Here is a 23,559-nt window from a genome sequence, read left to right on the forward strand (position 1 = left end):
TTTCTACTGATGGTCAAATTAAGGTAATTAGAGATTCTGTAATGCGGTGTGATTGCAATTACACCTTTGGGTAATGGGGAAAGTGTTTTCACCATTACCCTTCTTCCCCATAGAGAAAAGGTTCACTAATGTAAGCTATCAGCTATAAGTTTCAAGTTTCTAGTTTCAATTTTAATCAGAAGGTGTCTTTCCTATGACTAAAGTACCTATTACTAAAATAACTGACGAACTCAAAACCGAAATTTTCTACCCCGATAGTGATGGTAAACCTATGACAGAAAGTGATCCTACTCGGGATTATCTGATTTATGGCGTAGAAGCCTTAAAAAGTTATTTCAAAAATCGGGAAGATGTTTATGTTTCGGGTAACTTATTTATTTACTACCAGAAAGGAGAACCCGATCAGGTAGTCTCTCCTGATGTATTTGTGGTTTTTGGCGTGGAAAACAAACAGCGAAGAAGCTACAAGGCTTGGGAAGAAGGAGGAAAATTGCCCAGTTGGGTATTAGAAATAACCTCAAAAAGCAGCCGGAATAGTGATCAAACCACAAAACGCCAACTATACCAAACAATGGGAGTATTAGAATACTTTCAGTATGATCCTACCGGGGATTATCTTAACCCGCCACTTAAGGGATTACGTTTGGTGAAGGGAAAGTATCAACCTATCCCCAGCAAGCCCTTAGGGGATGGAGATTTTTCTATTGATAGTGAAGTGTTAGGTCTAGAGCTGCAAGTGCATCAGGTAAAACTAGAATTTTTTGATCCGAAGCTGGGGAAAAAGCTATTAAATTTTCAAGAACTGGAGATAGCTTATCAACGATCAAAGTTAGAGCAAACTGCCGAAGCTCAAGCCCGACAACAAGCGGAGTTAGAGCGAGCTGCTGAAGTTCAAGCCCGACAACAAGCGGAGTTAGAGCGAGCTGCCGAAGCTCAAGCCCGACAACGAGCGGAGTTAGAGCGAGCTACCGAAGCTCAAGCCCGACAACAAGCGGAAGAAGCGCTAAAGAATGCTATTTCCCAGTTATTAAGCTTAGGCTTGACTGTTGAACAGATAGCTGAAGCACTAAATTTATCAGTGGCAGAGGTTAACCGTCACATTTAAATTGGTTATTCCCCCTTACCTATTCCCTGTTCCCTATTCCCTATTCCCTATTCCCTGCTCCCTACTCCCTTGCTGAATGACCAATGACTAATGAGCAATTAAAACCTAAATTTTTCTACCGCAATACTAATGGTACACCAATGGCAGAAAGTGACCCTAACCGAGATTATATCATTTATGGCGTAGAAGCCTTGAAAAACTATTTCAAAAATCGAGACGATGTTTATGTTTCCGGTAACTTATCGATTTACTACCTAGAAGGCGTATATGATGCCGTAATCGAGCCTGATGTATTTGTAATTTTCGGAGTAGAAAATAAACTACGAAAACACTACAAAGTTTGGGAAGAAGGCGGAAAGTTTCCGAGTTGGATCTTAGAAGTAACTTCAATAAGTACTAAGGGAACTGATCAAAGGTTTAATCGCCAAACATACCAAGATATGGGAGTATTAGAATACATGCAGTATGACCCTGTGGAAGATTATCTCCAACCACCCCTGAAAGGATTACGTCTGGTGGAGGGAAACTATGAGCCTATAGCTAGCAAACCTTTAGGAGATGAAGATTTCTCGATTTACAGTGAAGTCTTAGGTCTAGAACTTCAAGTGAATCAGGGAAAATTAGAGTTTTTCGATCCAAAGTTAGGTAAAAAGCTATTAAATTTTCAAGAACTGGACATGGCTTATGAGGAAGCTGAACAAGCACTACAGAAAACTGAACAAGCACTACAGAAAGCTATTTCCCATTTATTAGGATTAGGGGTGAGTGTGGAACAGATAGCTGACGCTTTGAGTATATCAGTAGACGAGGTTAATCACAGACTGCAAAAATAACTAAGGTCAGTTTTGGATAAGAAGGAGCGAAGGGAGTAGGCTGAAAGTACTACCCCTCAACCTTCCCAAATTTCTTCCATAACCATGACAAAACCAGGCAGCACTGAATCATCCCCCTTGACCGTAGCGGGATTTTCCAATTGCTCCACATCAGCACCAGGACGGTAAATATACACCCGACGACTATTTGGCTCAATCAACCACCCCAACCTCGCACCATTGTCCATGTACTCCTCCATCTTGTCCTTGAGGTCTTTTACCCTATCACTGGGGGAACGCAACTCAATCACAAAATCTGGGCACAGAGGAATAAATTTTTTCCTTTGTTCTTTACTCAGGGATTCCCACCGCTCCAGCTTGAGCCAAGATGCATCAGGAGAACGATCTGCCCCATTGGGCAGCTTAAAGCCACAAGAAGACTCAAAAACTTTCCCTAGCTTTGTTTGGCGGTTCCATAACCGTAGCTGAAAATTAATGTCGGAATTTCTGTCAGATGTTTCACCTCCTGTTGGGGGCATAACAATTATTTCTCCGTCTAATGTGCGTTCAATACGTAAATCTCGATTAACCTGACAAAACTCAAAAAATTGGTCATCATCCATATCCAATGCTGGAGGCATCCTCAGCACAATGGGATTAGTTTCAACAGCTGTGGTGGCTACTGTCATGATTTAGCTACTTCCCGCACAAAAGAGTTTATTCTATTCTAAGATCAGTTTTGGTTAAGCGATCGCTGGCAAGAGCTTTTATAATATCAAGTTCGGTTGAATACCCATAATAAAATTGTGGGGAGATGGGGAGATGGGGAGATGGGGAGATGGGGAGATGGGGGAGATTTTTATTAAGGGTAATTATCCTGACATGATATAAGGGAGCTTTTTGGCTGCTTTGGCAACAAAAAAATGTAGGGGTTGGTTCATACTACCCCTACATTAAACGCTAATAATTTGTTAAGCACTTCTTGATGCAATAGCGAGTGGGGGAAACCCCCAAGACCGCGCTGCATCGCTAGTATGGTGGGCAAAGTAATCTAGTCTCGAATACTCAAAACAATAGAACTGTTTGTGCCCACCCTACTAGTTTTTGCTACTAGCTAGTCAACAGTAAAATATCAATCCTTAACGAGTACCAATAGAACGAGGACCAATGGATGGAGCGACAGAAACTATTGGAGCATTTTCTAGTGCTACTGGTGCTTCGTTGACCAAGGTTGGTACGGAGTTGCGGAGTCGTGCGATTAGCTGGACGGTGGTAGCGTCATAGATCTGAGTCACAATTTTCGGATACAAACCAATGCCGATAATTGGTACTAACAGACAGGCAATAATAAACACTTCCCGAGGTTCAGCATCAATCAAGGCTTCGTGGGCAACTAATTCCTTGTTTTCCGGACCATATAAAATCTCCCGCAGCATGGAGAGCAGGTAAACTGGTGTTAAGATAACCCCGATAGCTGCCAGGACGATCACTAATACTTTGAACAAGGAACCGTAAGCATCACTGGTCGCAAAGCCAACAAACACCATCACTTCTGCCACAAACCCACTCATTCCGGGTAATGCTAAGGATGCCATGGAACAGGTTGTCCACATGGCGAACATTTTGCCCATTCTCTTACCAACACCCCCCATCTCATCGAGCATCAAGGTATGGGTACGGTCATAGGTAGCTCCTACTAAGAAGAATAGGCTGGCACCAATTAAACCGTGAGAAATCATTTGCATCACTGCTCCACTCATGCCTAAGTCGGTAAAGGAAGCAATACCAATTAAGACAAATCCCATATGGGAAATGGATGAGTAAGCAATCTTACGCTTGAGATTACGCTGGGCAAAGGAGGTAAGGGCAGCATAGACAATATTGACAATCCCTAAAATTATCAATACCGGAGCAAACACAGCATGGGCATCGGGTAGCATCCCAGCATTCATACGGATTAGGGCATATCCCCCCATTTTCAGCAGAATGCCAGCCAAGAGCATGTGTACCGGTGCTGTGGCTTCCCCATGGGCATCTGGTAACCAGGTATGTAGAGGGAAGATGGGTAGCTTGACCCCGTAAGCAATCAGGAAGCCTCCGTAAAGCAGTAGCTGGAAATTTAGGGCGTAATCTTTGAGGGCGAGCGATCGCATATCAAAGGTTACGGTATCTCCATAGAATGCCATGCCTAAGGCAGCTAGCAAGATAAACAGGGAACCCCCTGCGGTGTAGAGGATAAACTTGGTAGCTGCATAGAGACGCTTTTTGCCCCCCCAGATTGACAGTAGCATGTAAACCGGAATTAACTCCAGTTCCCATACCAAGAAGAACAACAGCATATCCTGAACAGCAAATACAGCAATCTGACCACCGTACATTGCCAACATCAGGAAGTAAAATAGCTTAGGCTTGAAGGTTACCGGCCAAGCTGCCAGCATCGCTAGGGTAGTAATAAAGCCAGTCAGTAAAACGAGAGGCATGGATAAGCCATCTACACCTACTGACCAATTCAAGTCCATTTGAGGCACCCAGCTGTATTTTTCGACCAGTTGCAGTTCTGGGTTGCTCAGGTCGTACTGGGTCACAAAAGCATAGACAATTAGGGCAAAATCAATTAGCCCGATAATTAAAGAGTACCAACGCTCCCAAGTCCCATTTTTTTCTGGCAGAAACGGGAGCAGAAGCGATGCTGCAATCGGAAACAGAATAATTATTGTTAGCCAGGGGAAATCTGTCATAGTCAACTAGTCAGTCACCATTGGTCAAAATAAAATTGCAAATTGTTAATTGTTAATTGTTAATTGTTAATTGTGTATAAACAACTAACAATTAACAAAGCAGGTCAGGTCACACCTGAGACAATTACTAAACCCAGTACTGCGAGGAAGACAATTAGAGCATAGAATTGGGCACGACCGTTTTCTACGTATTTCAGTGCTTCACCACTAAGCAGGGTGAAAAAGCCAGTCAGGTTGACTACACCATCAACGATACGGTAGTCTACTTCCATAACTTGCCGTGCTAATCGACGGCTTCCCTGAACAAACAGCCGGTCATAAATTTCATCGAAGTACCACTTATTGAGAGACAGCTGATATAGGGGCTGGATTTTTTTAGCGATCGCATTGGGGTCAATCTTGCCCTGTAAGTACATCAGTACCGCAACGGAAATCCCAATCAGACCGATTCCCACGGAACTGCCGCCCATAATCAGAAATTCTGACCAGTCAAAGGCTTCTGCTTCTGCCACGACTTCGGCTATGGTTTCACTGGCTGGGTGGATAAATTCCTCAAAGTAGTTGTTAAAAGGAGTTCCCACCAAACCAATCAGTACCGATGGCACGGCTAACACTAACAACGGTAGGGTCATCGTTAAGGGTGACTCATGGGGAAACTCACTGTGGTGGTGGTCGTGGTGATCATCGTCAGCCTGAGCCTCAAGTTCCCGTACATCCATAGCACCAGGACCAAAAGCAGGTACAGCTACACCAGCAGCTTCCTTGAGTTGATGACGGATTTCCATCTCATTGCCCCGAAATTCCCCTTCAAAGGTGGAGAAATACATCCGGAACATATAGAAAGCAGTCATTCCAGCGGTCAGCCAGCCAATTCCCCACAGGAAAGGACTTACTTCAAAAGTACTGCCTAAGATTTCATCTTTTGACCAGAACCCTGCGAAGGGGGGAATTCCACAAATTGCCAAGGTTCCAATTAGGAATGTCAGGGAGGTAATGGGCATAAACTTACGCAAGCCTCCCATTAACCGCATATCCTGAGCCAAAATCGGGTCATGGCCAACCACAGCTTCCATACCGTGAATTACTGACCCAGAGCAGAGGAACAGCATGGCTTTGAAATAAGCGTGGGTCATCAGGTGAAATAAGCCAGCACCATAGGCTCCAATGCCCATTGCCATTACCATATAACCCAATTGAGACATAGTTGAATAGGCTAACCCTTTCTTAATATCATTTTGAGTAATAGCAATGGTTGCCCCTAAGAAAGCGGTAAATGCTCCCGTCCAGGCAATCACAGTCATGGCGACTGGAATCCCTTCAAACACGGGGTACATCCTCGCAATCAAAAACACCCCAGCGGCTACCATAGTTGCGGCGTGAATTAGGGCAGAGATTGGGGTTGGGCCTTCCATGGCATCGGGAAGCCAAACGTGGAGGGGAAATTGTGCGGATTTAGCCACCGGACCGAGAAACACTAAGACAGCGAACACAGCTGCCATGCCTGCACCCAGGTAACCGGATTCGACAAAGGCTTCCAGATTGGCTCCCATGGCATCAAAGTCGAAGGTGCCAGTTGCCCAGTAGAGTCCCAACATGCCTAACAGCAGACCAAAGTCTCCGACACGGTTAGTCACGAAAGCTTTTTGACAAGCATCTGCTGCTGCCTTACGGTCATACCAGAATCCAATGAGCAGGTAGGAACACATTCCCACCAGTTCCCAGAAAATATAAACTTGCAACAGGTTGGCAGAAACCACCAAACCGAGCATAGAGGAACTAAACAAGCTTAAATAAGCATAGAAGCGCACATAACCGGGGTCATGAGCCATGTAGCCATCGGTATAAATCATGACCAGAAAAGCTACGGTGGTCACCACTACCAGCATCAGTGCGGTTAAGTGATCGATGGTATAGCCCATCATTAGGTGAAAATTGCCAGCAGCAGCCCACTCCAGGGTGCGTTGATAGGGTTCATGACCATGAAATTGACTCCAGAGTATAGCAAAGGAGAACACCATGGACGCCCCCAACCAGGAGACAATAAATACAGCTAACAGCTGCCGCAGACGGTTTGTTGCTCTATTGAAGGAAATTAGCCCCAGACCAACCAGCATTGCCCCTGCCAAGGGAAACACTGGGATTAGCCAGGCATATTGATAAAGCGGTTCCATTGAAGACAGCCTACTTCAGATTTCGTTACTATTTTGGCAAACTGTAAACCGCTGATGTCTAAAGTTTTTCTTTTTGTTTGTCTGTAGAAGGCCAGATCCTTTAATCTCAACTGCACTATAGCAGCCTAGACCATGGACTCACGGTTGGCATTGGTTTGCGGTGACTACTACCAACAGCCGCCATCCGGTGAATAGGCCACTAAGGTCTCATATCTGATACAAATCTTAACCTTTTTAGTAATCTTCATTACAAAATATCTGATCAAAACGAGTAATCATCAGATAATCCCAATATTTGATGAAAATAATAAGAAAATTTAATTAACAAAAATTTATCTTTTTGGCACGGATACTTTCCCAATTCCTAGCCATGAAAGTGGTATAATATAACTTTTATCAATTCACAGGGACAGTTCAGGCACAAGAGTCAGAAACCAATTAGTAATTGGTAATTGGTAATTGGTAATTGGTAATTGGTAATTGGTCATGGGAAAGGGAAATTGGTCATGGGAAATGGTAAACCCACAACCTGGTTACCGATGACCAATTCAATGGCTAATTAGGTTAAGAGTCGCTAATTAGCTAATTAGTTTAAGTGAAGGTTTTAGGCTTTTAGGTTGAATGGCTAAGGGTGTTCTGACCCAGTTCCCTAGCGCCGGGTAAAGCAGGTCGGGTGTCAACAGCTTTCCTTGTGTACCATTACCCTCTTGCACCTAAGACCTAAGACCTAAGACCTAAGACCTAAGACGTAGAATTTCTCTAGAGGGGATATTGGCCGAAAAAGCTTTCAAACCTTGGCGCTGCCTTTTATCCAACTCCTTGGTCAAATCTGGGTATTGGCAGTGTGATTTGAGCAGCCTGGCAATTTCCCTGAGCAGCTCATCCCGACCTTGGAAACCTTCTATTCGTGAGACCAACTGACCTTGCTCAAAGAATAGCAATGTCGGTAGGGTCTTGAGTCGATAGGTATTGGCAAGCTTGAGATTGTTATCGGCGTTTACTCTGACAACCTTGACATAATTGCTTCCTTGAGTTTGGAATTCCTCAAGTATGGGGTGAACAAACCGGCAAACTCCACACCAAGGAGCCCAGAAATCAACGATAACTGGCTCAGAAGAGTCTAAAACTGTTTTTGAAAACGTCCGTTCATCAACAGACAATACCATGATTTTTTGAAATATAAGGGTTTTTAGATTTGTTTGGGATCATGCTACATCGAATCGGGATCATCTGAGCAACAGAAATGTCCTAATTACCAATTTACTTGGGCTACAGCTGTAATCATGAGGGGATGTACCCACCACAACAGCCCAGTAAAACCGATGACTCCTAGGTATGCCGGACGAACAAACTCCTGCCATCTCAGGAATTGACGTCCCTGGATAATTGCCAAAAAAGGGATTACGGATGTGCGAGCTTTGAGTGTACAAAAGGCTTCTCCATGCCGTGCCAACAACCGGCGGTCTCCATGCCAGACAGCGAAAAGATGGTGGAGAATTAATCCCACGGAGGTCAATAGGGTAAAGGTGCTACCAATCCAGAGGGTATGGGCAATACACCATATTACTTGTCCTACCATTTGGGGATGCCTGGTAACCCGCATAATGCCAGACTCATACAGATGGACTTGGGGCTTTTGAATCGCAGCAATTTCTAATAAATTAAACGTAGCTGGATAAAGAAACAAGAAAGAAATGACTGAAAGCCCCCATACTAATGACTTAATACCTGGCAGGTCCTGAAGGAGCCACAACTGTATACCATCATATCGATGGTTCAAAAAGTAAATAATTAATACAACTGCTAGCGGAAGACTCACTAAAGCAAAGACAATACGATAAAGCCTTGGACCAATTATTTGTTCACCCTTAGAACGCAGGGCGGCTAAACCACTATGAGCGATCGCAAAAGTCAATAGCAACCCAAACATGACAAAGTGGCTGACACTCAGCCAATTTGGAAATACCATAGGCAAGGGTGATAGATGGGAAATAACGCTCTATTATAGCAAAAAAGCGATGCAGAGGTGCGACCCGTGGCGAATTTAATTCGCCTACGGAAAAAGCACCATTACGGTCTTGGGGGTCCCCCCCATGAGCGACTGCATCAAGACGGAGTAGGAACTTGAGTCCTGGTTATGTTAGTTTCGATTTCAGCTCGCTCCTTTCTGTTAATGGTTTAGCCCTATGTCTGACCTACCTTTTTCTCTCGATCAACTCCGTATACTCAAAGCGATCGCTACTGAGGGGAGTTTCAAGCGTGCTGCTGATAGTCTATACGTAAGCCAACCTGCTATCAGCCTGCAAGTACAAAATTTAGAGCGACAGTTAGAGGTGCCGTTATTTGACAGGGGTGGACGCCGTGCCCAACTGACGGAAGCTGGACACCTGCTGTTGGACTATGGGGAAAAAATTCTGGCTCTATGCCAGGAAACCTGCCGAGCCATTGACGACTTACAAAGTCTCCAAGGTGGGACCTTAATTATTGGTGCATCTCAAACTACCGGAACCTATCTACTACCTCGGATGCTTGGTATGTTCCGACAAAGCTATCCTGAGGTGACAGTACAATTACAGGTTCACTCCACTCGCCGCACTTCCTGGGGTGTAGCCAATGGACTAGTGGATTTAGCCATTATTGGTGGTGAAGTTCCCCCAGAACTTCAAGAAACCTTGACCATTAGTCCTTATGCTGAAGATGAGCTAGTACTAATCTTGCCTGCATTTCATCCCATGGCTAATTTGGAGAAGATCCAAAAAGAAGACCTGTATAAGTTACAGTTTATTGCTTTGGACTCCCAATCCACCATCCGTAAGGTAATTGACCAGGTATTAGGTCGCAGTGGCATTGATGCTAAACGGTTTAAGGTGGAGATGGAACTTAACTCCATTGAAGCGATTAAGAATGCAGTACAGTCAGGACTAGGAGCTGCCTTTGTATCGATTACAGCTATTGAAAAAGAATTACAAATGGGGGTGCTACACAGGGCAAAAATAGAGGGGGTAGTGGTTAAACGGGTATTGTCTTTGGTGATTAACCCCAATCGTTACCTTTCCAAAGCAACAGAAGCCTTCTGTAGGCAGATTTTGCCCTTGTTTGGCTCAGTAGCATGGCACGGGCAATCCTTGGCACTATCAGGGATGGTAACTAATCCTAAAAATTTAGAAGTGGATAGCCCCCACGCTGAAGCTGGGGGTTGAAAGCGATGCAGCGCGGTCTTGGGGGTTTCCCCCGGAGACAAAACCTTAGATAGTGGAGCCTTTATAGTTAGCAGGTTATGCAGAAAAGGGTTAAATATTTTTTAATAAGGCTCCACTATCTTACGGTAAATTCAAACCACTCGCTATTGCATCAAGACAGGGTTGAAAACAAGTGACGAGATTTATTCCGCTGCCTACGAGAAGATCTGATCAGTAATGCAGAAAATTCCAGGGGCTTCTTCAAAATGGCGTGAGTTCACTAATATCTAACGACTAAAATAAACACAACAAGCAGTGACTTGCTAGAGCTTGTCAGCTGGTAGCGCCTTGTATTTCGTAGTGATCCTGTAAAACATGGAAATTTTTTGCACCCGTCCTGGCTGCCCAAATCCCCATAATTACTTTGATGATCTAGATAACAGAACCACTCTAACCACCACGGAGCAAAGGTACTGTAATAGCTGCGGTATGCCCCTGATTGTAGCAAGTCGCTACATTCCCTCCCAGCTGCTGCGCAAAGGAGGATTTGGAGCGGCATTTCTAGCACGCGATCGCTATACCCCTACCTTGCGTCAATGTGTCGTTAAGCAGTTCCAACCGTCTGGGAGAATTAGCCAGAGGGAACTACAAACTGCCCACAGATTGTTTGAGCGGGAGGCAACGGTTTTAGAGAAATTGGGCAGGCGTCACCCCCAAATCCCCGATTTGTATGCCTACTTTCCGTTGACGGTGCCGAGTCGGAAACCGGGTAAACAAGACCAGTTTTTCTATCTGGTACAGGAATATATTGATGGACAAAACTTGGAGGAAGAACTCAACAGCTTAGGAGCATTCTCTGAAGCCAAAGCCATAGAAGTGTTAACAGAAATTCTCAAAGTCCTCCAATTTGTCCATGACAATGGCTCCATTCATCGCGATATCAAGCCTTCCAATATTATGCGCGATCGCAATGGGCTTCTCTATCTATTAGACTTTGGTGCAGTTAAGCAACAGGTAAACCCAGGAACAACAGCGGCGAGGTCTACTGGTATTTATTCCATCGGATTTGCACCACCGGAGCAAATGACCGGTTCTCAAATTTACCCTTCAACGGATTTGTATGCTCTGGCAGTGACTGTGATGGTTTTGATGACTGGCAGAGAACCTAATGAACTCTACGAACCTGTTACCCATGAATGGAACTGGAGAAGTTATATCCAAATCAGCAATGAACTTGAGAGTATTTTCAATCGACTACTTATGCCAATGCCCAATCAACGCTTTCAGTCTGCTCAGGAGGTTCTTGATGCCATAAATAGTTTAAACATTGCTCAGACAACCCCTCAACCCCGTCACGGATCAGTTCTACCAGTATCCCCACCCTCCCGGCCCCACACCAGGCAACCACAAACCCACTCACCCCTATCCAAACCCCTTAGAGCAAAATTCTCTCTACTTGAGGTACTAGGAGCAGCTGCTTTTACTGGATTTGAGGGAGCTTTATTATTCATTGCTGCAACTGCTTTTGCTAAGATAGTCTCCTCCAACCCACTGGGTATGCTTTTATGGGGAATGAGTTTGGGAGGGCTAATTTATGCTCAATATCGCAGGTTTATTGAAAAAATTGACCTAGTGATTATAGGAGGCATCAGCTTGGGACTGTTGATACTTTTCCCGGTGTTGCGAGTCCAGCAGTCAATCCAGTTAGTTATCATAATATCAGTTCTAGCAGCAGCAGCAGCGATCGCTCTGACGGCACTTTTCCGGCTGGTATATCAACTGTTATCTCGAATACTATAGCAGGGGCGTTGCTGATTAATGGAATGATGCAGGGTAACTGACAACGGAACTTATGTCCGATGAAAAACGAAACGAGTGTTCTTTTGCTATCGATGGTGATTACGGTAGCTATGGTGTTGGGAGGCTTATGGTGGCTTCAGAAAAGTCAGATAATCACACTGCCATTTCCGGAGGAAACGGAGGAAGATGAACCTAGGGCTAAGGTAACTCCAAAAACTACAAACATTAAGCCTGAGATAATCATCGCAGAGCACCTTAGTGCCGGAGATAGAACCTTAATATCAACAGAGGTAACACCAGCCAAACAGGCAGCAGTCAAAGCATTTGCTTCTGGGAATTATGGTAAAGCGGCTTCCTTACTGGAGGCATCCCTTAAAGCTAAGAAAAATGATCCAGAAGCTTTGATTTACCTCAATAATGCTCGGATCGGTACATCTAAGTCTTATACAATTGCGATCTCAATACCTATTGGTGTAGAGGTAAATGCAGCCAAAGAAATGTTACGGGGTGTTGCCCAAGCCCAACAGGAAATCAATGCTACGGGTGGTATTAATAATGTACCCTTAAAGGTGCTCATTGCTAATGATGACAATGATACCAAGGTTGCTAAAAAAATAGCTAAAGCTTTTGTGGATAATCCAGATGTTTTGGGGGTTATTGGTCATTTTAGCAGTGAGGTCACCCTGGCAGCCGCAGAGGTTTATCAAGAGAATCAGTTGGTGGTGATTTCTCCGACTAGTACCTCAGTAACTATTTCAAGACTGGGTAATTATGTCTTTAGGACTATCCCTAGCGATCGCTTTTTTGGTAGCGCCCTGTCTCGCTACATGCTCAATCAATTAAATGTACGCAAAGCAGCTGTCTTTTTTAATTCCCAGAGCAACTACAGCCAATCTCTTGCCGATGCATTTACCACTGCCCTGTTTGCTGATGGTGGCGAGGTAGTGGGAGAGTTTGACTTTGCCAAACCTAACTTTAATGCTGGTGTTGATGTCAAACAGGCGATCGAGAAAGGTGCAGAAGTGTTGATATTAGCTCCCAATTCCGCCACCCTTAACCAAGGGTTACTAGTAGTGCAGGTCAATGATGGACGTCTACCGATGCTAGCAGGGGATAGTCTTTACAAACCCAAGACCTTGCAAATCGGTGGTAGGGATGCGGCTAGTATGGTGTTGGCAGTCCCCTGGCATATTTTGGGCGCTCCAAATTCCCCCTTTCCCCAAGCCGCCACGAAATTATGGGGTGCAGATGTGAACTGGCGCACTGCCTTAACTTACGATGCTACTCAAGCTTTAATCGCAGCCCTCAAACAGCAGCAAAGCCGTTCCGGTGTACAAAAAGCCCTATCCGGATCAGGTTTTCAGCCCCAAGGAGTATCCAGCAAAATTCGGTTTTTACCATCAGGCGATCGCAACCAGGCTGTCCAGCTTGTCAAGATTGAAGCAGGTAATCGTTCCAGCTTTGGTTATGACTTTGTGCCGATTCCTAGCAAGTAGAAACCGGGCAATATAGAAATAAGAGCGTTGCCCAATTTTGGAATAACTGATCAATATTTTTGCCATTTTGTCACCTGATCAGTGGTCAAATCTTGTACCATAAGTTATTTAGCTCAGTTATTTAGCTAAGTTATTTAGCTAAGTTATTTCCCTAATCAGGAGTATCCAACAAGGGCTTTTGTTAACTAGTTGTATTTAATTGTATTCAGTTGTATTCAGTTGTATTCAGTTGTATTCTACAGGGTCACTATGTGAACCACCGTTGATGGTTTTTCGTTGACCCTCAACCGTCAACCGTTAACCGTCAACCATTCCACTCATCAATTACCTTGAAAGATTACAAAACAAATTAGTATTAAGCATTATTCCGGATAATCAACTGGGTTAGCCTGTATAAAAATTATCACTAGCGTATGTATCAGAACAACGAAACTAAGCTTCTTGGGCTATCATTGATGATCTCCTTAGCTTTGGTATCAGGGTGTCTGTGGTGGTTTAAAGTGACCACATCTCCCTTATCTATCCTGGTATCGAACAATACGTCTTCAGATAAAACAAGCATACCAAATTACCTTAGTGAAGGAGACCATATTTTATTTTCTGATTCAACAACACTGGAAAAACAGCTAGGAGTAGAAGCGGTTACTGCTGGTAACTACGACCAGGCAGTTGTTAAATTCACGGAATCCTTAGACCTCCACCGTGATGATCCAGAAGCTCTCATCTACGTTAATAACGCTCGTATTGGGGACAAACCCTCTTACACCATTGCTGCTGTTGTGTCCATTAGTGATAACGTAAATACTGCCAAAGATATACTTCGGGGTGTGGCTCAAGCCCAACAGGAAATCAATCAAGCTGGTGGAATTAAAGGTATTCCTCTCAAAGTACTGATCGCTAATGATGATAATAATCCAGAGGTGGCCAAAAAATTAGCATTAAAGTTGGTGAGTAAGCCAGAGATTTTGGCAGTTGTTGGTAATTTCAACAGCAAGGTGACCCAAGCTACAGCAGATAGCTATGAATCCGGTAAATTAGTAACAATTTCTCCCATTAGCACTTCAGTAAACCTATCAGGAATTAGCGACTTTGTTTTTCGTAGTGTACCGAATGATCTCCTGGCAGCTAGAGCATTAGCTAAACACATGGTGCAAGACCTCAAGCAGCATAATGTTGCTGTTTTCTACAATTATCAAAGTGAGTCTAGTCAGTCTCTTAAGTCAGAGTTTGTAACCGCTGTCTTCTTGGAAGGAGGACGAGTAGTTAGTGAGTTTGACGTGTCTGAGAAAAATTTTAGTGCTGCTAAAAGCTTTAAACAAGCGATTAATCGTGGTGCTCAAGTTCTGATGTTAGGTGCTGATTCTAGCAGCCTTGATCAGGTACTAAATGTGGTTCAGCTCAATAGCAAACACCGCAATAGCTTGGGTCAACAATTAGTTATTTTGGCGGGAAATCAAGTTTACAGTACTAAGACATTGACAGTAGCAGGTAAAGATGCTGAAGGGATGGTAGTAGCATTACCCTGGCATCCCCTAGCCAAGCCTGGTTCTGAATTTCCCAAAACCGCTTATCAGCTTTGGGGTATTGATGTTAACTGGCGCACAGCTATGGCTTATGATGCTGTGCAAGCCCTAAGTGCGGCGATTAGACGTAATCCTAGTCGCACCGGAGTTCAACAAGAACTTTCAGCACCGAACTTTTTTGCTAGAGGTGCTGCTGCTCCGATTCGTTTTTTTCCATCAGGCGATCGTTATCAACCGGTCAATTTGGTAACAATTGAACCAAGTAATAGTTCTAGCTTGGAGTATGAATTTGTGCCAATTCCTTAAGCCTGATACCAATTTTATTTATGCCTGCTAGGGATGATGATGGGGAGATGGGGAGATGGGGACCCACCCCTAACCCCTCCCAGGAGGGGAATGGGGAGATGGGGAGATGGGGACCCACCCCTAACCCCTCCCAGGAGGGGAATGGGGAGATGGGGAGATGGGGGATGGGGAGATGGGGAGAGTATTAATATGTAGGAATATTTTTTAAAATTGGTAAGCTGATGTGCATTTAAATTGGTTATTTCCCGTTCCCTGTTCCCAAATCCCCTGTGTGGAACGGGCATCTTGTGTGGAACGGGCATCTTGGTGGAACGGGCATCTTGCCCGTTTCAATTTATTGTTTATCCCAACTCCCCAATCTCATGCTCAAATCCAACCAACTAGAGCGAGTAATGGGAGCACTGCTGGAGATGTAATCTACTCCTGTTTCTGCCACTGCACGAATCGTCTTTAAGGTAACATTACCCGATGCCTCAATTTTAATGTTGTTGTTGCTTACACGAATTAGCTTAACTGCTACCTCCATCTGCTCAACTGGCATATTATCCAACATGATAATATCAGCATTGTGGGTGATCGCCTCTTCTACTTCCGCGAGAGTTGTTGTCTCTACTTCTATGGTCATAGGATAGGGAATAGTATTACGAATTCGAGCGATCGCTTCCCCAATTCCCCCAGCCGCTTGAATATGATTATCCTTAATCATCACCGCATCATCCAACCCCATGCGATGGTTAATGGCTCCTCCCACTTGAGTTGCATATTTTTGCAATAGTCTTAAGCCTGGAGTTGTTTTGCGAGTATCCACCAACTGGGCAGGCAAATCAGCAATTTTTTCGGCATACTGACGGGTTAGGGTAGCAATGCCACTCAGACTCATAGTTAGATTTAAAGCTACCCTCTCTCCCATCAACAAAGCATCAAATGGTCCGTGAAAACGAGCGATGGCTTGGCTTGGCTGACAACTTTCTCCCTCTGCTACTAGGGGGATAAAGCTGACCTTTTCATTTAATAAATAGAACACCCGCGCTGCTATTGGCAATCCCGTGATTACACCTGCTTCCTTAGCGATCCATTGTCCGTTTCCAGAACTAGCTTCTTGAGTGAACAAACCTTGGGTGGTGCGATCGCCTCTACCAATATCTTCTAAGAGCCATTGATGCAGTAGAGGGTCTAACACTATTGGGGGAGGTAATATCGCCATAAGTCTTACCAAAAAACCTGGTTATTTTTTTTAGTTTTTAGTTTAACGAGTTATTATCTCAAGTTATCCAATAAATCATTTAATTTAATGTTTTTTTAACTTCATCCTTGTTTTTTAAAATATTTTCTACCCAAATTGTATCAGCTTTTGATAAAGTAGGAATATTTTTTTGTTTGTAGTCAATCATTAAATCATAGCGCCCTTGGTCATAAACTTGATGTAAAATCATTTGTAAATCTAGAAGCATTTCTGGATCTTCTGGACATAGAGGTAAAGGAAAAACAGGAATCACATCTTGAAGGTTAAAAGCATATAGATAGGCTTGAGGCCGTTGATGACTAGGACTAACTAAAATGTGATAGTCACGCTCGATATTATGATTTAAATTAATCAGTGAATTACCTTGACGTAGTAAATCTATTTCTACTAAATTTGTTTTACTATTTAAAATAAGCTGACGTTTGTTTTCATATTTGTTCCGACATTCTCCTACATTTTTATTGATAGGAGAAATAATTTCAATAGCCGTAACAACTTTTCCGGTACCAACTCTCCTAACTTCTAGATATCCTTGCTTAATAGTTTCTGTCAGAGCAAGTTCTATCGTTAAAGGTTCGGTAGAAGGAACTGCAACAGCTACATTAGACTCGGGATATCTGATCGTATTTTCAGAGCTTTTAGCAATGACATTATCAGGAATACCAATAAGCGTGGACTTTTCTCCACTAGTTTCGTAGATTCGCACTTCTACCGCAACTACATATTTAGGGGATAACTGTTGGTTTAATAAGCGAGCAATTTCCGTAATTAGCCAATGATGTACGCTTGACCAATAGGCTGAATTTTCTAAATAGGGATTCATTCCAGGGAATGGTGAGGGCATGGTTATTTATACTTAAACTTACGGGGTAACAGAGAAGCTAAAAGGAATAAGATCAAAAGACATTAATGCTGTAAAAAAAGGTTAGTTTTACTTAGTTTTGAACTTGGGATTGGTCACATCAAAATTGTAGAAGCAATGAACGCTCCACGCTCTGCCATAGTGTATAAACCAACGTGATGAGCAATTTTCTGGGGATGAATGGCTGTTTTTGGCAAACCCTGCTGGGCTGCCATCTCTGCTGAGAGGTCGAAGGTGGAACAGCCTTCGGTATAAACGGTAATGTCTTTTAATGTTGGTACCATATCATGATTGCGTGCTGATAGCATAGTAACCACGAAGTCCATGACGCAAATATCGGTACAGATTCCTACGACTACTAAGGCTTCCAGTTTGTGCTGGTTTATCCAGCTAATTAAACTATTGTTGCCAGTATCTACATCAATGGAACCGATAAAACCATTGATGCAGTCTTTTTGAATTAAAGTAGCGTGGGGATGAGTTTCTAGCCATTCCAGTTCAGGAACGAGCTTTTCTTCCCCAGACCCTTTTTCACAATGAGGAGGATAGGGAGGTTCTGGTTTGCCTGGTTCGTGGGTATCTAGAAAAGCTAAGACTGGCCAACCTTTGGCGGTGAAAGCTTTTGCTAGGCGATCGCTTTCTGATACCATGGTGGCTATTTGCTGATTTGGTTCTGTTGGAGCCAAAGGAGCAAAACCAACAGTGCAAAAGCCATTGACCACATCCACAACGATCAAACCCGTGGGGCGATCGCCAATAGTATAGGGCTGAGGGTCAATGGGTAAGGCGGCTTCAATTGCTGCTAAGGTGGCATCGGGAGTAGTTAAAGAAGTTACCATCAAAACCTCCTGGTTATTCTTGGTATCGACAATTTAAAAAGCTAAGTTATGATTTCTTACCCTACCGCGAATTCAGTAAATTTCCTAAGGTAAGGGGCATGATAGGCCAGAACAATATCTTGGTGAGGGACACCGCGTTCAACTAAGACGTTGGCAATCCCAACTTCTGTACCATCATTTTGAATCCAAATCTTATTATCTTTAAGGTCAATGTGAATTGTGGAACCATAAATACGGCGACGATTACTCCATCCGGCATGGACAAGCTGGTAGCGGTCTCTTTCGGTATCAAAGATTAATTCCACTTCTACCTCACCATAAGCGGGTTTGTGGCTGCTGTATTCGGTTAGAATCTCTTTGACGAATTGCCGATATTGCTCTAGTTTTGCCATTGAACAATTTCCTCCTTAGTTGGCTCGAATACAATCAATTTTAGTTGATACTCTTGGGTAATCATTTGAACGAAACGACGGGCAAAGAAGGTTTCATGAATTTCAAGAGGAATAGCTAAATACAATAATCTCTCTGGATCTTCTGCTTTGAGGGCAAAGCGATAGTTAAGGAATTGTCCCAAAACCGTATGGAATTCAGGGTGACTTTAGGCAACTGCAAACCCTGTGTGCTTCCTCACTCCTGGTGATTTAAAGCCTAGAACAATACGCTCTTTGGGAATACCTGCTTCTAGGAGTTCCCCAGCGATGCCATCCTCTGTCCCATCGCGATGAATCCAGATTTTGCCATCGATAATTTCCACATGAATGATACAGCCGTGAACTTGACGCACTCCCTCCCAACCAACTATCATTAATAGGTAGCGATCGCGATTAGAATCAAACACGCTATTTCGTTCAATTTCTCCATAAGAATAAGGAATTTGTGCGTAGTCAGAGATTATTTTTTGAATAATCTCCCGGTCCCGCTCTAAAGAGTCCATTTAATAATATCCTCCGCTTCAGAATCAAAAACCAAAAGACGAACTCGATTGTTTTTTATCAACAGCTCACCAATAGGTTCTTCAAACAATCCACTGGCAACCTCTTGGGATACGGCTAAATAAAGCTCTCGGTCCGGTTCAACTTCGGCGAGAACGTCATGATATACAATATACTGACCAATTGCTTTCTCAAGATCGTTCATTTCCGATAGACCCAGAAAACTTTTAATTTCAACAGCGATTTTGCGTTCGGCTCTCTCGGCTGCTAAGAGTTGCTCTGCTCCCAAGTCAACATACATATCCTTCTTACCCCATTTTAAACTGAGGGGATCGTCGGTAATTGTCCAACCATCTTTAATGAGAGCATTTTTGACACACTCGTGGTAAATGTCTTTAGCTGGCATATCTCCTTAAACACCTCATCCACCTTCATATTACAGTGCGATCGCTACTTGAGCTGCCAAAGCCCTGTGGCCAAGGGCAAATCCCCAGACTTTCAATTCTGTAAAATCTCGAACTCTTAAATTCTCCCAAATGAAGTTTATTTTAAGCTGACGGCTGACAGCTGAACGCGCACGCGTGAGCTTTTAGCTCACGGCTGTTGGCGTAGCCTGCGCGTAGCGCATATGCTTACATCCTAACTACCAAACTGTTTCAAAATTTAAACTAAAGCCAGGTAATACCTCTTCTGCAGATAGCGTCTTAGGAGAGCTTAACACCTTCACCTGTTGTTGGGGTTTATAAATTTCTACGATTCTATTTTTGGGATCGATTAACCAGCCTAAGCTTATGCCATTGTCTAAATATTCCTGCATTTTTTGTCTTAAGCTTTCCATAGTATCCGTACGGGAGCGTAACTCAAGCACAAAATCAGGACAAAGGGGTGGGAAAGTGTCTTGTTGTTCTGGTGTGAGTTGATTCCAGCGTTCTATTTTTACCCAACTGACATCAGGAGAGCGATCGGCACCATTAGGAAGACGAAAAGCACAAGAAGAGTCAAAAACAACTCCGAGTTTGGTTTGATTGTTCCAAATCACAAATTGTGCAGATAATTGTGCGTTGCGTTTTCCGGTATTGCCTCCTGTAGGGAGCCTAACAATTAATTCTCCATTAGCAGTACGTTCGAGGCGCTTTTCTCGGTTAGCAGTAGCGAGTATTTGGAATTGTTCTTCTGTAACTTTGAAGGTGGGGGGAATGTTAATAGTATTCACCTTAAATTACCAATAATTAGATTACCAATAAAAAATGAAAGCGAGCTGCACATCAAACCTGTAGGGCGCTCGCCAATAGTATAGGGTTAAGGGTGAATAGAGGGATAGGTTTGCACTGTTATCACTGCTTTTGAATAAGTGCTATTCATACCGCTATCTGATTGGGTTCTAACCTTAGAGAAAGTTGTGGAGATTTCCACCAACGCTCCCCCTGTACTAAGGTGTGAACTTGCCAACTGGGTGAGGTTTGGGGATAATCCCTGCGGTAATGTCCGCCCCGACTTTCTGTGCGCAATGCTGCACTTTTGAGAATTAAATGGGCAATATCCAGAAGATTGAAGGTTTCTGCAGCCGTTCGCAATTGCTGCTCGGCTAATGGTGATTCAAATTTAACTGTTTGGTTGGGCTGTAAATCCAGCAAGTATTGACTCACCTGAAAACCAGCCAATTCAGAGCGCCAGGAATTAACTTGAGCAAGGGCTGACTCTAACATTTCCTGGGAGCGACAAATTCCTGCACTTTGCCACATCAGGTAGGGCAAACTTTGCCTTACTGAGGCTATCTTATCGATTTCCCTTGCCCAGTCACCTTTTTCTTTTCTCAAGGGTAGGGATTCCGCCAGAACTGGATTAGGAGCTGTTTCAATCTCAGCTAATTGGGCCGCAAAAACCAAGCATTCCAATAAGGAATTACTCGCTAAGCGATTGGCACCATGAACCCCTGTACTAGCTGTTTCCCCAATGGCATATAGCCCCGGAATTGAGGTGCAACTGGTCAGATCGCAAGCCACTCCTCCCATCCAGTAATGGGCAGCAGGTGCAACGGGAATGGGCTGCTTTAAGATATCAATGCCCCAATGTTGACATACGTTAATAATATTGGGGAAACGATAGCGAATTCGCTCAGGGTCAATGGGTTGCAAGTCTAAATAAACATGGGCATCGCTAGGATCGCCGGAGGTTTTCTCTAAGTGACTAAAAATTGCCCGACTTACCACATCTCTAGGGGCCAATTCCCCGGCTGGGTGGTAATTAAAAGCAAAGCGATCGCCTTTCTCATCTACTAAATGTGCCCCCTCTCCCCGGACAGCTTCTGTAATCAAAAAGCGAGGTGCCCCTGGTTTGGTTAAAGCCGTGGGATGAAATTGGAAAAACTCCAAATCTCTGACAATTGCCCCAGCCCGCCAAGCCAGTGCTACTCCATCTCCTGTACTTACGGCTGGGTTAGTGGTCTGGGCAAAAACTTGACCGCCACCACCTGTGGCTAGGATTACCGCAGAGGCTTTTAGCCAAGAGATCTGACCTTGATAAAGGAGGCTAATCCCCTGACAATGACCAGTTCCTGGATTGAGCCATAAACTCAAAGCCACTGCGTGAGATAGCACCTTAATATTGGGACGCTCCAAAACTTTGGCAGTGAGCGTATCCACAATTGCTCTCCCCGTGGTGTCTGCGGAATGGAGGACGCGGGGACGAGAGTGAGCTGCTTCTAGGGTCATGGCTAGCTTTTTGCCTTTGCGGTCAAAGGCTACTCCCATCTTCACTAGAGAGTCAATGGCAGCAGAGGCATTTTCTACCAGAAACGTTACCGCCTCGCGATCGCAAAGACCAACACCCGCTCGCAGGGTATCCTCTAGGTGAAGCTCTGGGGAATCAGATGGGTCAATAGCAGCAGCAATTCCTCCCTGAGCCCAGTTGCTAGAGCCTGTTTTCAGGGTGTCTTTGGTAATCAAACCTACCTGCAAATGAGCAGGTAGACAAAGGGCTGCATATAGCCCAGCCGCACCACTGCCCACCACTATGATGTCAAATTGGGAGGGAGTGTTAGCAGATCGGGAAGACTCGTCAGGGGATGATTTAAACTCTTGCACGATAGGTCATATTTCACTAATCTGTGATTAATTCCTAAGCAGTTCTTAGTTTTAACAACACAAATTGCTTATAAACGCTCCAATATAACTTATAAAGGATATTTTTGTCAAGTAATTGTGTCAAGCTGCTCAGGGGCAGTACAGCACTACACTGATAACTCCAACATCCGTTGAATTGGTCGCAAGGCGGCTACTCGGATGTCCTCGGGCATAGTAATTTCTGGTGTTTTCTGCTTCATGGCTAGATACAGCTTCTCCAAAGTATTGAGCCGCATGTGAGGGCATTCGTTACAGGCACAATTGCTATCCATACCTGGAGCAGGGATGAAATTTTTCTGGGGTGCCCTCTTTTGCATTTGGTGAATAATTCCTGGCTCAGTAGCCACGATAAATTCTTCCGTTGAACTTTGCTGGATATACTTTAATAAACCTGTTGTGGAACCAATGTAACTGGCATGACGCAATAGAGGGGGTTCGCATTCTGGATGGGCAATAAACTCCGCTTCAGGATGCTGTATTTTGAGTTCAACGATCTTTTTCTCAGAAAAGGTTTCATGGACAATACAACTGCCCTCCCACAGGACTAACTCCCGTCCGGTTTGCTCCATGACATAGCGACCTAAGTTCTTATCTGGGGCAAAAATAATCGGCTGGTCTTTCGGAATTTGGTTGACGATTTTAACTGAGTTAGAACTGGTGCAAATGATATCGCTCATCGCTTTAATGGCAGCGGAGCAATTAATGTAAGATACCACCAAATGGTCAGGATGGGCTGCTTTGAAGGCGGCAAATTCTTGGGGAGGGCAACTGTCAGCTAGGGAGCAACCTGCGTTTAAATCGGGGAGTAGTACCAATTTATTGGGGTTAAGGATTTTGGCAGTTTCTGCCATAAAGTGAACCCCAGCAAAGACGATGACATCTGCATCTGTAGCCGCCGCTTGTTGAGAAAGACCGAGAGAATCGCCGATGTAGTCAGCAATATCTTGAATATCTGGCTCTTGGTAATAGTGAGCAAGAATAACTGCGTTTAATTCTTGTTTGAGGTCTTCAATCGCTTCAAAAAGGTCTTTGGGCGGATACTCCAAGTCTAGGGTTGTTTTTGGGAGGACATTTGTAAACATCGTATTATTTCCCTATTTCTGACTAGTTTACAGGTTTTTGAATATTTTCTTTCTTTAAGAATTATTAAATCTTCGGTAGCCCACTGGGTGGTGTACTAGTAAAATTACCTTAATTTCTGCTATCTTTCTGCGTATCTTACCACTTAGAGACCTTTTATCGCTACCCGATTCATCACAAGATCTGCATCACTCCCGGTCTAGTTGTAATTTTGTACCCAGAACCTGAAGGGGTGACGAAATAGCCTGAAAAGCTTTAAATGTAAAGCTTTCACCATTTTGTGCTAAAAAAAAGATAGGTCTCTTTTGTTCAACAAGACCTACCTATTGACAATGTTACCTGTATTCTACC

At 43.9% G+C, this 23,559-nt stretch carries 21 protein-coding genes and 1 pseudogene; 7 read left to right on the forward strand and 15 right to left on the reverse strand.

The features are described from left to right. Window positions 1-193: 193 nt before the first annotated feature. The gene (locus tag F6K46_RS16830) at window positions 194-1,105 is read left to right on the forward strand and encodes a Uma2 family endonuclease (protein ID WP_293060072.1); all 912 of its coding nucleotides are present in this window, start codon (window positions 194-196) and stop codon (window positions 1,103-1,105) included. Between the two features lie 83 nt (window positions 1,106-1,188). Continuing rightward, entirely contained in the window at window positions 1,189-1,938 is a 750-nt protein-coding gene (locus F6K46_RS16835) for a Uma2 family endonuclease (RefSeq protein ID WP_293060074.1), read from the forward strand. Window positions 1,939-1,994: 56 nt separating this feature from the next. On the opposite strand, the gene F6K46_RS16840 is transcribed toward F6K46_RS16835, so the two are convergent. The 5 genes from F6K46_RS16840 to F6K46_RS16860 all read right to left on the reverse strand — a co-directional run bounded on the left by F6K46_RS16840 (window position 1,995) and on the right by F6K46_RS16860 (window position 8,795). Continuing rightward, window positions 1,995-2,606, reverse strand: a complete 612-nt coding sequence (locus tag F6K46_RS16840) for a Uma2 family endonuclease (protein ID WP_293060076.1) — start codon at window positions 2,604-2,606, stop codon at window positions 1,995-1,997. Window positions 2,607-3,056: 450 nt separating this feature from the next. Continuing rightward, window positions 3,057-4,655, reverse strand: coding sequence for an NAD(P)H-quinone oxidoreductase subunit 4 (locus F6K46_RS16845; protein WP_293060078.1), 1,599 nt, complete (start codon window positions 4,653-4,655; stop codon window positions 3,057-3,059). Window positions 4,656-4,759: 104 nt separating this feature from the next. Continuing rightward, entirely contained in the window at window positions 4,760-6,826 is a 2,067-nt protein-coding gene (locus tag F6K46_RS16850) for an NAD(P)H-quinone oxidoreductase subunit 5 (protein ID WP_293060080.1), read from the reverse strand. Between the two features lie 734 nt (window positions 6,827-7,560). Continuing rightward, on the reverse strand, window positions 7,561-7,992 hold the full coding sequence (gene trxA / locus F6K46_RS16855; protein WP_293060083.1) for a thioredoxin: 432 nt from the start codon (window positions 7,990-7,992) through the stop codon (window positions 7,561-7,563). Window positions 7,993-8,078: 86 nt separating this feature from the next. Continuing rightward, window positions 8,079-8,795, reverse strand: a complete 717-nt coding sequence (locus tag F6K46_RS16860; RefSeq protein WP_293039625.1) for an NnrU family protein — start codon at window positions 8,793-8,795, stop codon at window positions 8,079-8,081. Between the two features lie 217 nt (window positions 8,796-9,012). On the opposite strand from F6K46_RS16860, the gene F6K46_RS16865 reads away from it, so the two are divergent. From F6K46_RS16865 to F6K46_RS16885, 5 genes are all read left to right on the forward strand, one after another. Further along, window positions 9,013-10,026, forward strand: a complete 1,014-nt coding sequence (locus tag F6K46_RS16865) for a LysR family transcriptional regulator (RefSeq protein ID WP_293017627.1) — start codon at window positions 9,013-9,015, stop codon at window positions 10,024-10,026. Window positions 10,027-10,380: 354 nt separating this feature from the next. Continuing rightward, window positions 10,381-11,805 carry a serine/threonine-protein kinase gene (locus F6K46_RS16870; RefSeq protein ID WP_293039624.1) on the forward strand — a complete coding sequence of 475 codons (1,425 nt, stop codon included), beginning with the start codon at window positions 10,381-10,383 and terminating at the stop codon, window positions 11,803-11,805. Window positions 11,806-11,864: 59 nt separating this feature from the next. Beyond that, on the forward strand, window positions 11,865-13,301 hold the full coding sequence (locus F6K46_RS16875; RefSeq protein WP_293117173.1) for an ABC transporter substrate-binding protein: 1,437 nt from the start codon (window positions 11,865-11,867) through the stop codon (window positions 13,299-13,301). Window positions 13,302-13,801: 500 nt separating this feature from the next. Beyond that, the gene (locus tag F6K46_RS16880) at window positions 13,802-15,130 is read left to right on the forward strand and encodes an ABC transporter substrate-binding protein (protein ID WP_366510848.1); all 1,329 of its coding nucleotides are present in this window, start codon (window positions 13,802-13,804) and stop codon (window positions 15,128-15,130) included. Between the two features lie 20 nt (window positions 15,131-15,150). Further along, window positions 15,151-15,318 (forward strand): hypothetical protein, encoded by a 168-nt coding sequence (locus F6K46_RS16885; RefSeq protein ID WP_293117176.1) that lies wholly within the window; start codon window positions 15,151-15,153, stop codon window positions 15,316-15,318. A 146-nt stretch (window positions 15,319-15,464) separates the two neighbouring features. Here F6K46_RS16885 and nadC read toward each other — a convergent pair whose 3' ends face one another. The 10 genes and pseudogenes from nadC to nadA form a co-directional block, all read right to left on the reverse strand. Beyond that, a complete protein-coding gene (gene nadC, locus F6K46_RS16890; protein ID WP_293066721.1) occupies window positions 15,465-16,334 on the reverse strand; it encodes a carboxylating nicotinate-nucleotide diphosphorylase in 870 nt (289 codons plus the stop codon). A gap of 79 nt (window positions 16,335-16,413) precedes the next feature. Continuing rightward, a complete protein-coding gene (locus tag F6K46_RS16895) occupies window positions 16,414-17,217 on the reverse strand; it encodes a DUF4058 family protein (protein ID WP_293039618.1) in 804 nt (267 codons plus the stop codon). A 113-nt stretch (window positions 17,218-17,330) separates the two neighbouring features. Then, the gene (locus F6K46_RS16900; protein ID WP_293066724.1) at window positions 17,331-18,074 is read right to left on the reverse strand and encodes an isochorismatase family protein; all 744 of its coding nucleotides are present in this window, start codon (window positions 18,072-18,074) and stop codon (window positions 17,331-17,333) included. Between the two features lie 56 nt (window positions 18,075-18,130). Beyond that, window positions 18,131-18,466 carry a XisI protein gene (locus tag F6K46_RS16905; RefSeq protein WP_075903795.1) on the reverse strand — a complete coding sequence of 112 codons (336 nt, stop codon included), beginning with the start codon at window positions 18,464-18,466 and terminating at the stop codon, window positions 18,131-18,133. Further along, window positions 18,454-18,651 (reverse strand): annotated as a pseudogene (locus tag F6K46_RS16910) (element excision factor XisH family protein); the annotation flags it as partial. The pseudogene F6K46_RS16910 and the gene F6K46_RS16905, both read right to left, overlap by 13 nt. 21 nt (window positions 18,652-18,672) lie before the next feature. Beyond that, window positions 18,673-19,008, reverse strand: a complete 336-nt coding sequence (locus tag F6K46_RS16915; protein WP_293039616.1) for a XisI protein — start codon at window positions 19,006-19,008, stop codon at window positions 18,673-18,675. Continuing rightward, window positions 18,996-19,412, reverse strand: coding sequence for a XisH family protein (locus tag F6K46_RS16920; RefSeq protein WP_293039615.1), 417 nt, complete (start codon window positions 19,410-19,412; stop codon window positions 18,996-18,998). Before F6K46_RS16920 ends, F6K46_RS16915 begins: the two co-directional genes overlap by 13 nt. Before the next feature lie 237 nt (window positions 19,413-19,649). Continuing rightward, window positions 19,650-20,219: a Uma2 family endonuclease gene (locus F6K46_RS16925; RefSeq protein ID WP_293066727.1), complete on the reverse strand. Its 570-nt coding sequence runs from the start codon at window positions 20,217-20,219 to the stop codon at window positions 19,650-19,652. 145 nt (window positions 20,220-20,364) lie between these two features. Next, entirely contained in the window at window positions 20,365-22,089 is a 1,725-nt protein-coding gene (gene nadB / locus F6K46_RS16930) for an L-aspartate oxidase (RefSeq protein ID WP_293066729.1), read from the reverse strand. Between the two features lie 146 nt (window positions 22,090-22,235). Continuing rightward, window positions 22,236-23,210, reverse strand: a complete 975-nt coding sequence (gene nadA / locus F6K46_RS16935) for a quinolinate synthase NadA (protein WP_293066733.1) — start codon at window positions 23,208-23,210, stop codon at window positions 22,236-22,238. Window positions 23,211-23,559: the final 349 nt, after the last annotated feature.

The organism is Moorena sp. SIO3E8 (assembly GCF_010692445.1).
Taxonomy (GTDB): Bacteria; Cyanobacteriota; Cyanobacteriia; order Cyanobacteriales; family Coleofasciculaceae; genus Moorena; species Moorena bouillonii.

Excerpts from the sequence above, each read along its gene's own strand:
- F6K46_RS16845 (WP_293060078.1), bottom strand. The coding sequence starts at position 4,655 with ATGACAGATTTCCCCTGGCTAACAATAATTATTCTGTTTCCGATTGCA.
- nadC (WP_293066721.1), bottom strand. The coding sequence starts at position 16,334 with ATGGCGATATTACCTCCCCCAATAGTGTTAGACCCTCTACTGCATCAA.
- F6K46_RS16895 (WP_293039618.1), bottom strand. The coding sequence starts at position 17,217 with ATGCCCTCACCATTCCCTGGAATGAATCCCTATTTAGAAAATTCAGCC.
- F6K46_RS16840 (WP_293060076.1), bottom strand. The coding sequence starts at position 2,606 with ATGACAGTAGCCACCACAGCTGTTGAAACTAATCCCATTGTGCTGAGG.
- F6K46_RS16860 (WP_293039625.1), bottom strand. The coding sequence starts at position 8,795 with ATGGTATTTCCAAATTGGCTGAGTGTCAGCCACTTTGTCATGTTTGGG.
- F6K46_RS16900 (WP_293066724.1), bottom strand. The coding sequence starts at position 18,074 with ATGGTAACTTCTTTAACTACTCCCGATGCCACCTTAGCAGCAATTGAA.
- F6K46_RS16830 (WP_293060072.1), top strand. The coding sequence starts at position 194 with ATGACTAAAGTACCTATTACTAAAATAACTGACGAACTCAAAACCGAA.
- nadA (WP_293066733.1), bottom strand. The coding sequence starts at position 23,210 with ATGTTTACAAATGTCCTCCCAAAAACAACCCTAGACTTGGAGTATCCG.
- F6K46_RS16870 (WP_293039624.1), top strand. The coding sequence starts at position 10,381 with ATGGAAATTTTTTGCACCCGTCCTGGCTGCCCAAATCCCCATAATTAC.
- F6K46_RS16835 (WP_293060074.1), top strand. The coding sequence starts at position 1,189 with ATGACTAATGAGCAATTAAAACCTAAATTTTTCTACCGCAATACTAAT.
- F6K46_RS16850 (WP_293060080.1), bottom strand. The coding sequence starts at position 6,826 with ATGGAACCGCTTTATCAATATGCCTGGCTAATCCCAGTGTTTCCCTTG.
- F6K46_RS16865 (WP_293017627.1), top strand. The coding sequence starts at position 9,013 with ATGTCTGACCTACCTTTTTCTCTCGATCAACTCCGTATACTCAAAGCG.
- trxA (WP_293060083.1), bottom strand. The coding sequence starts at position 7,992 with ATGGTATTGTCTGTTGATGAACGGACGTTTTCAAAAACAGTTTTAGAC.
- F6K46_RS16875 (WP_293117173.1), top strand. The coding sequence starts at position 11,865 with ATGAAAAACGAAACGAGTGTTCTTTTGCTATCGATGGTGATTACGGTA.
- F6K46_RS16915 (WP_293039616.1), bottom strand. The coding sequence starts at position 19,008 with ATGGACTCTTTAGAGCGGGACCGGGAGATTATTCAAAAAATAATCTCT.
- F6K46_RS16885 (WP_293117176.1), top strand. The coding sequence starts at position 15,151 with ATGCCTGCTAGGGATGATGATGGGGAGATGGGGAGATGGGGACCCACC.
- F6K46_RS16920 (WP_293039615.1), bottom strand. The coding sequence starts at position 19,412 with ATGCCAGCTAAAGACATTTACCACGAGTGTGTCAAAAATGCTCTCATT.
- F6K46_RS16905 (WP_075903795.1), bottom strand. The coding sequence starts at position 18,466 with ATGGCAAAACTAGAGCAATATCGGCAATTCGTCAAAGAGATTCTAACC.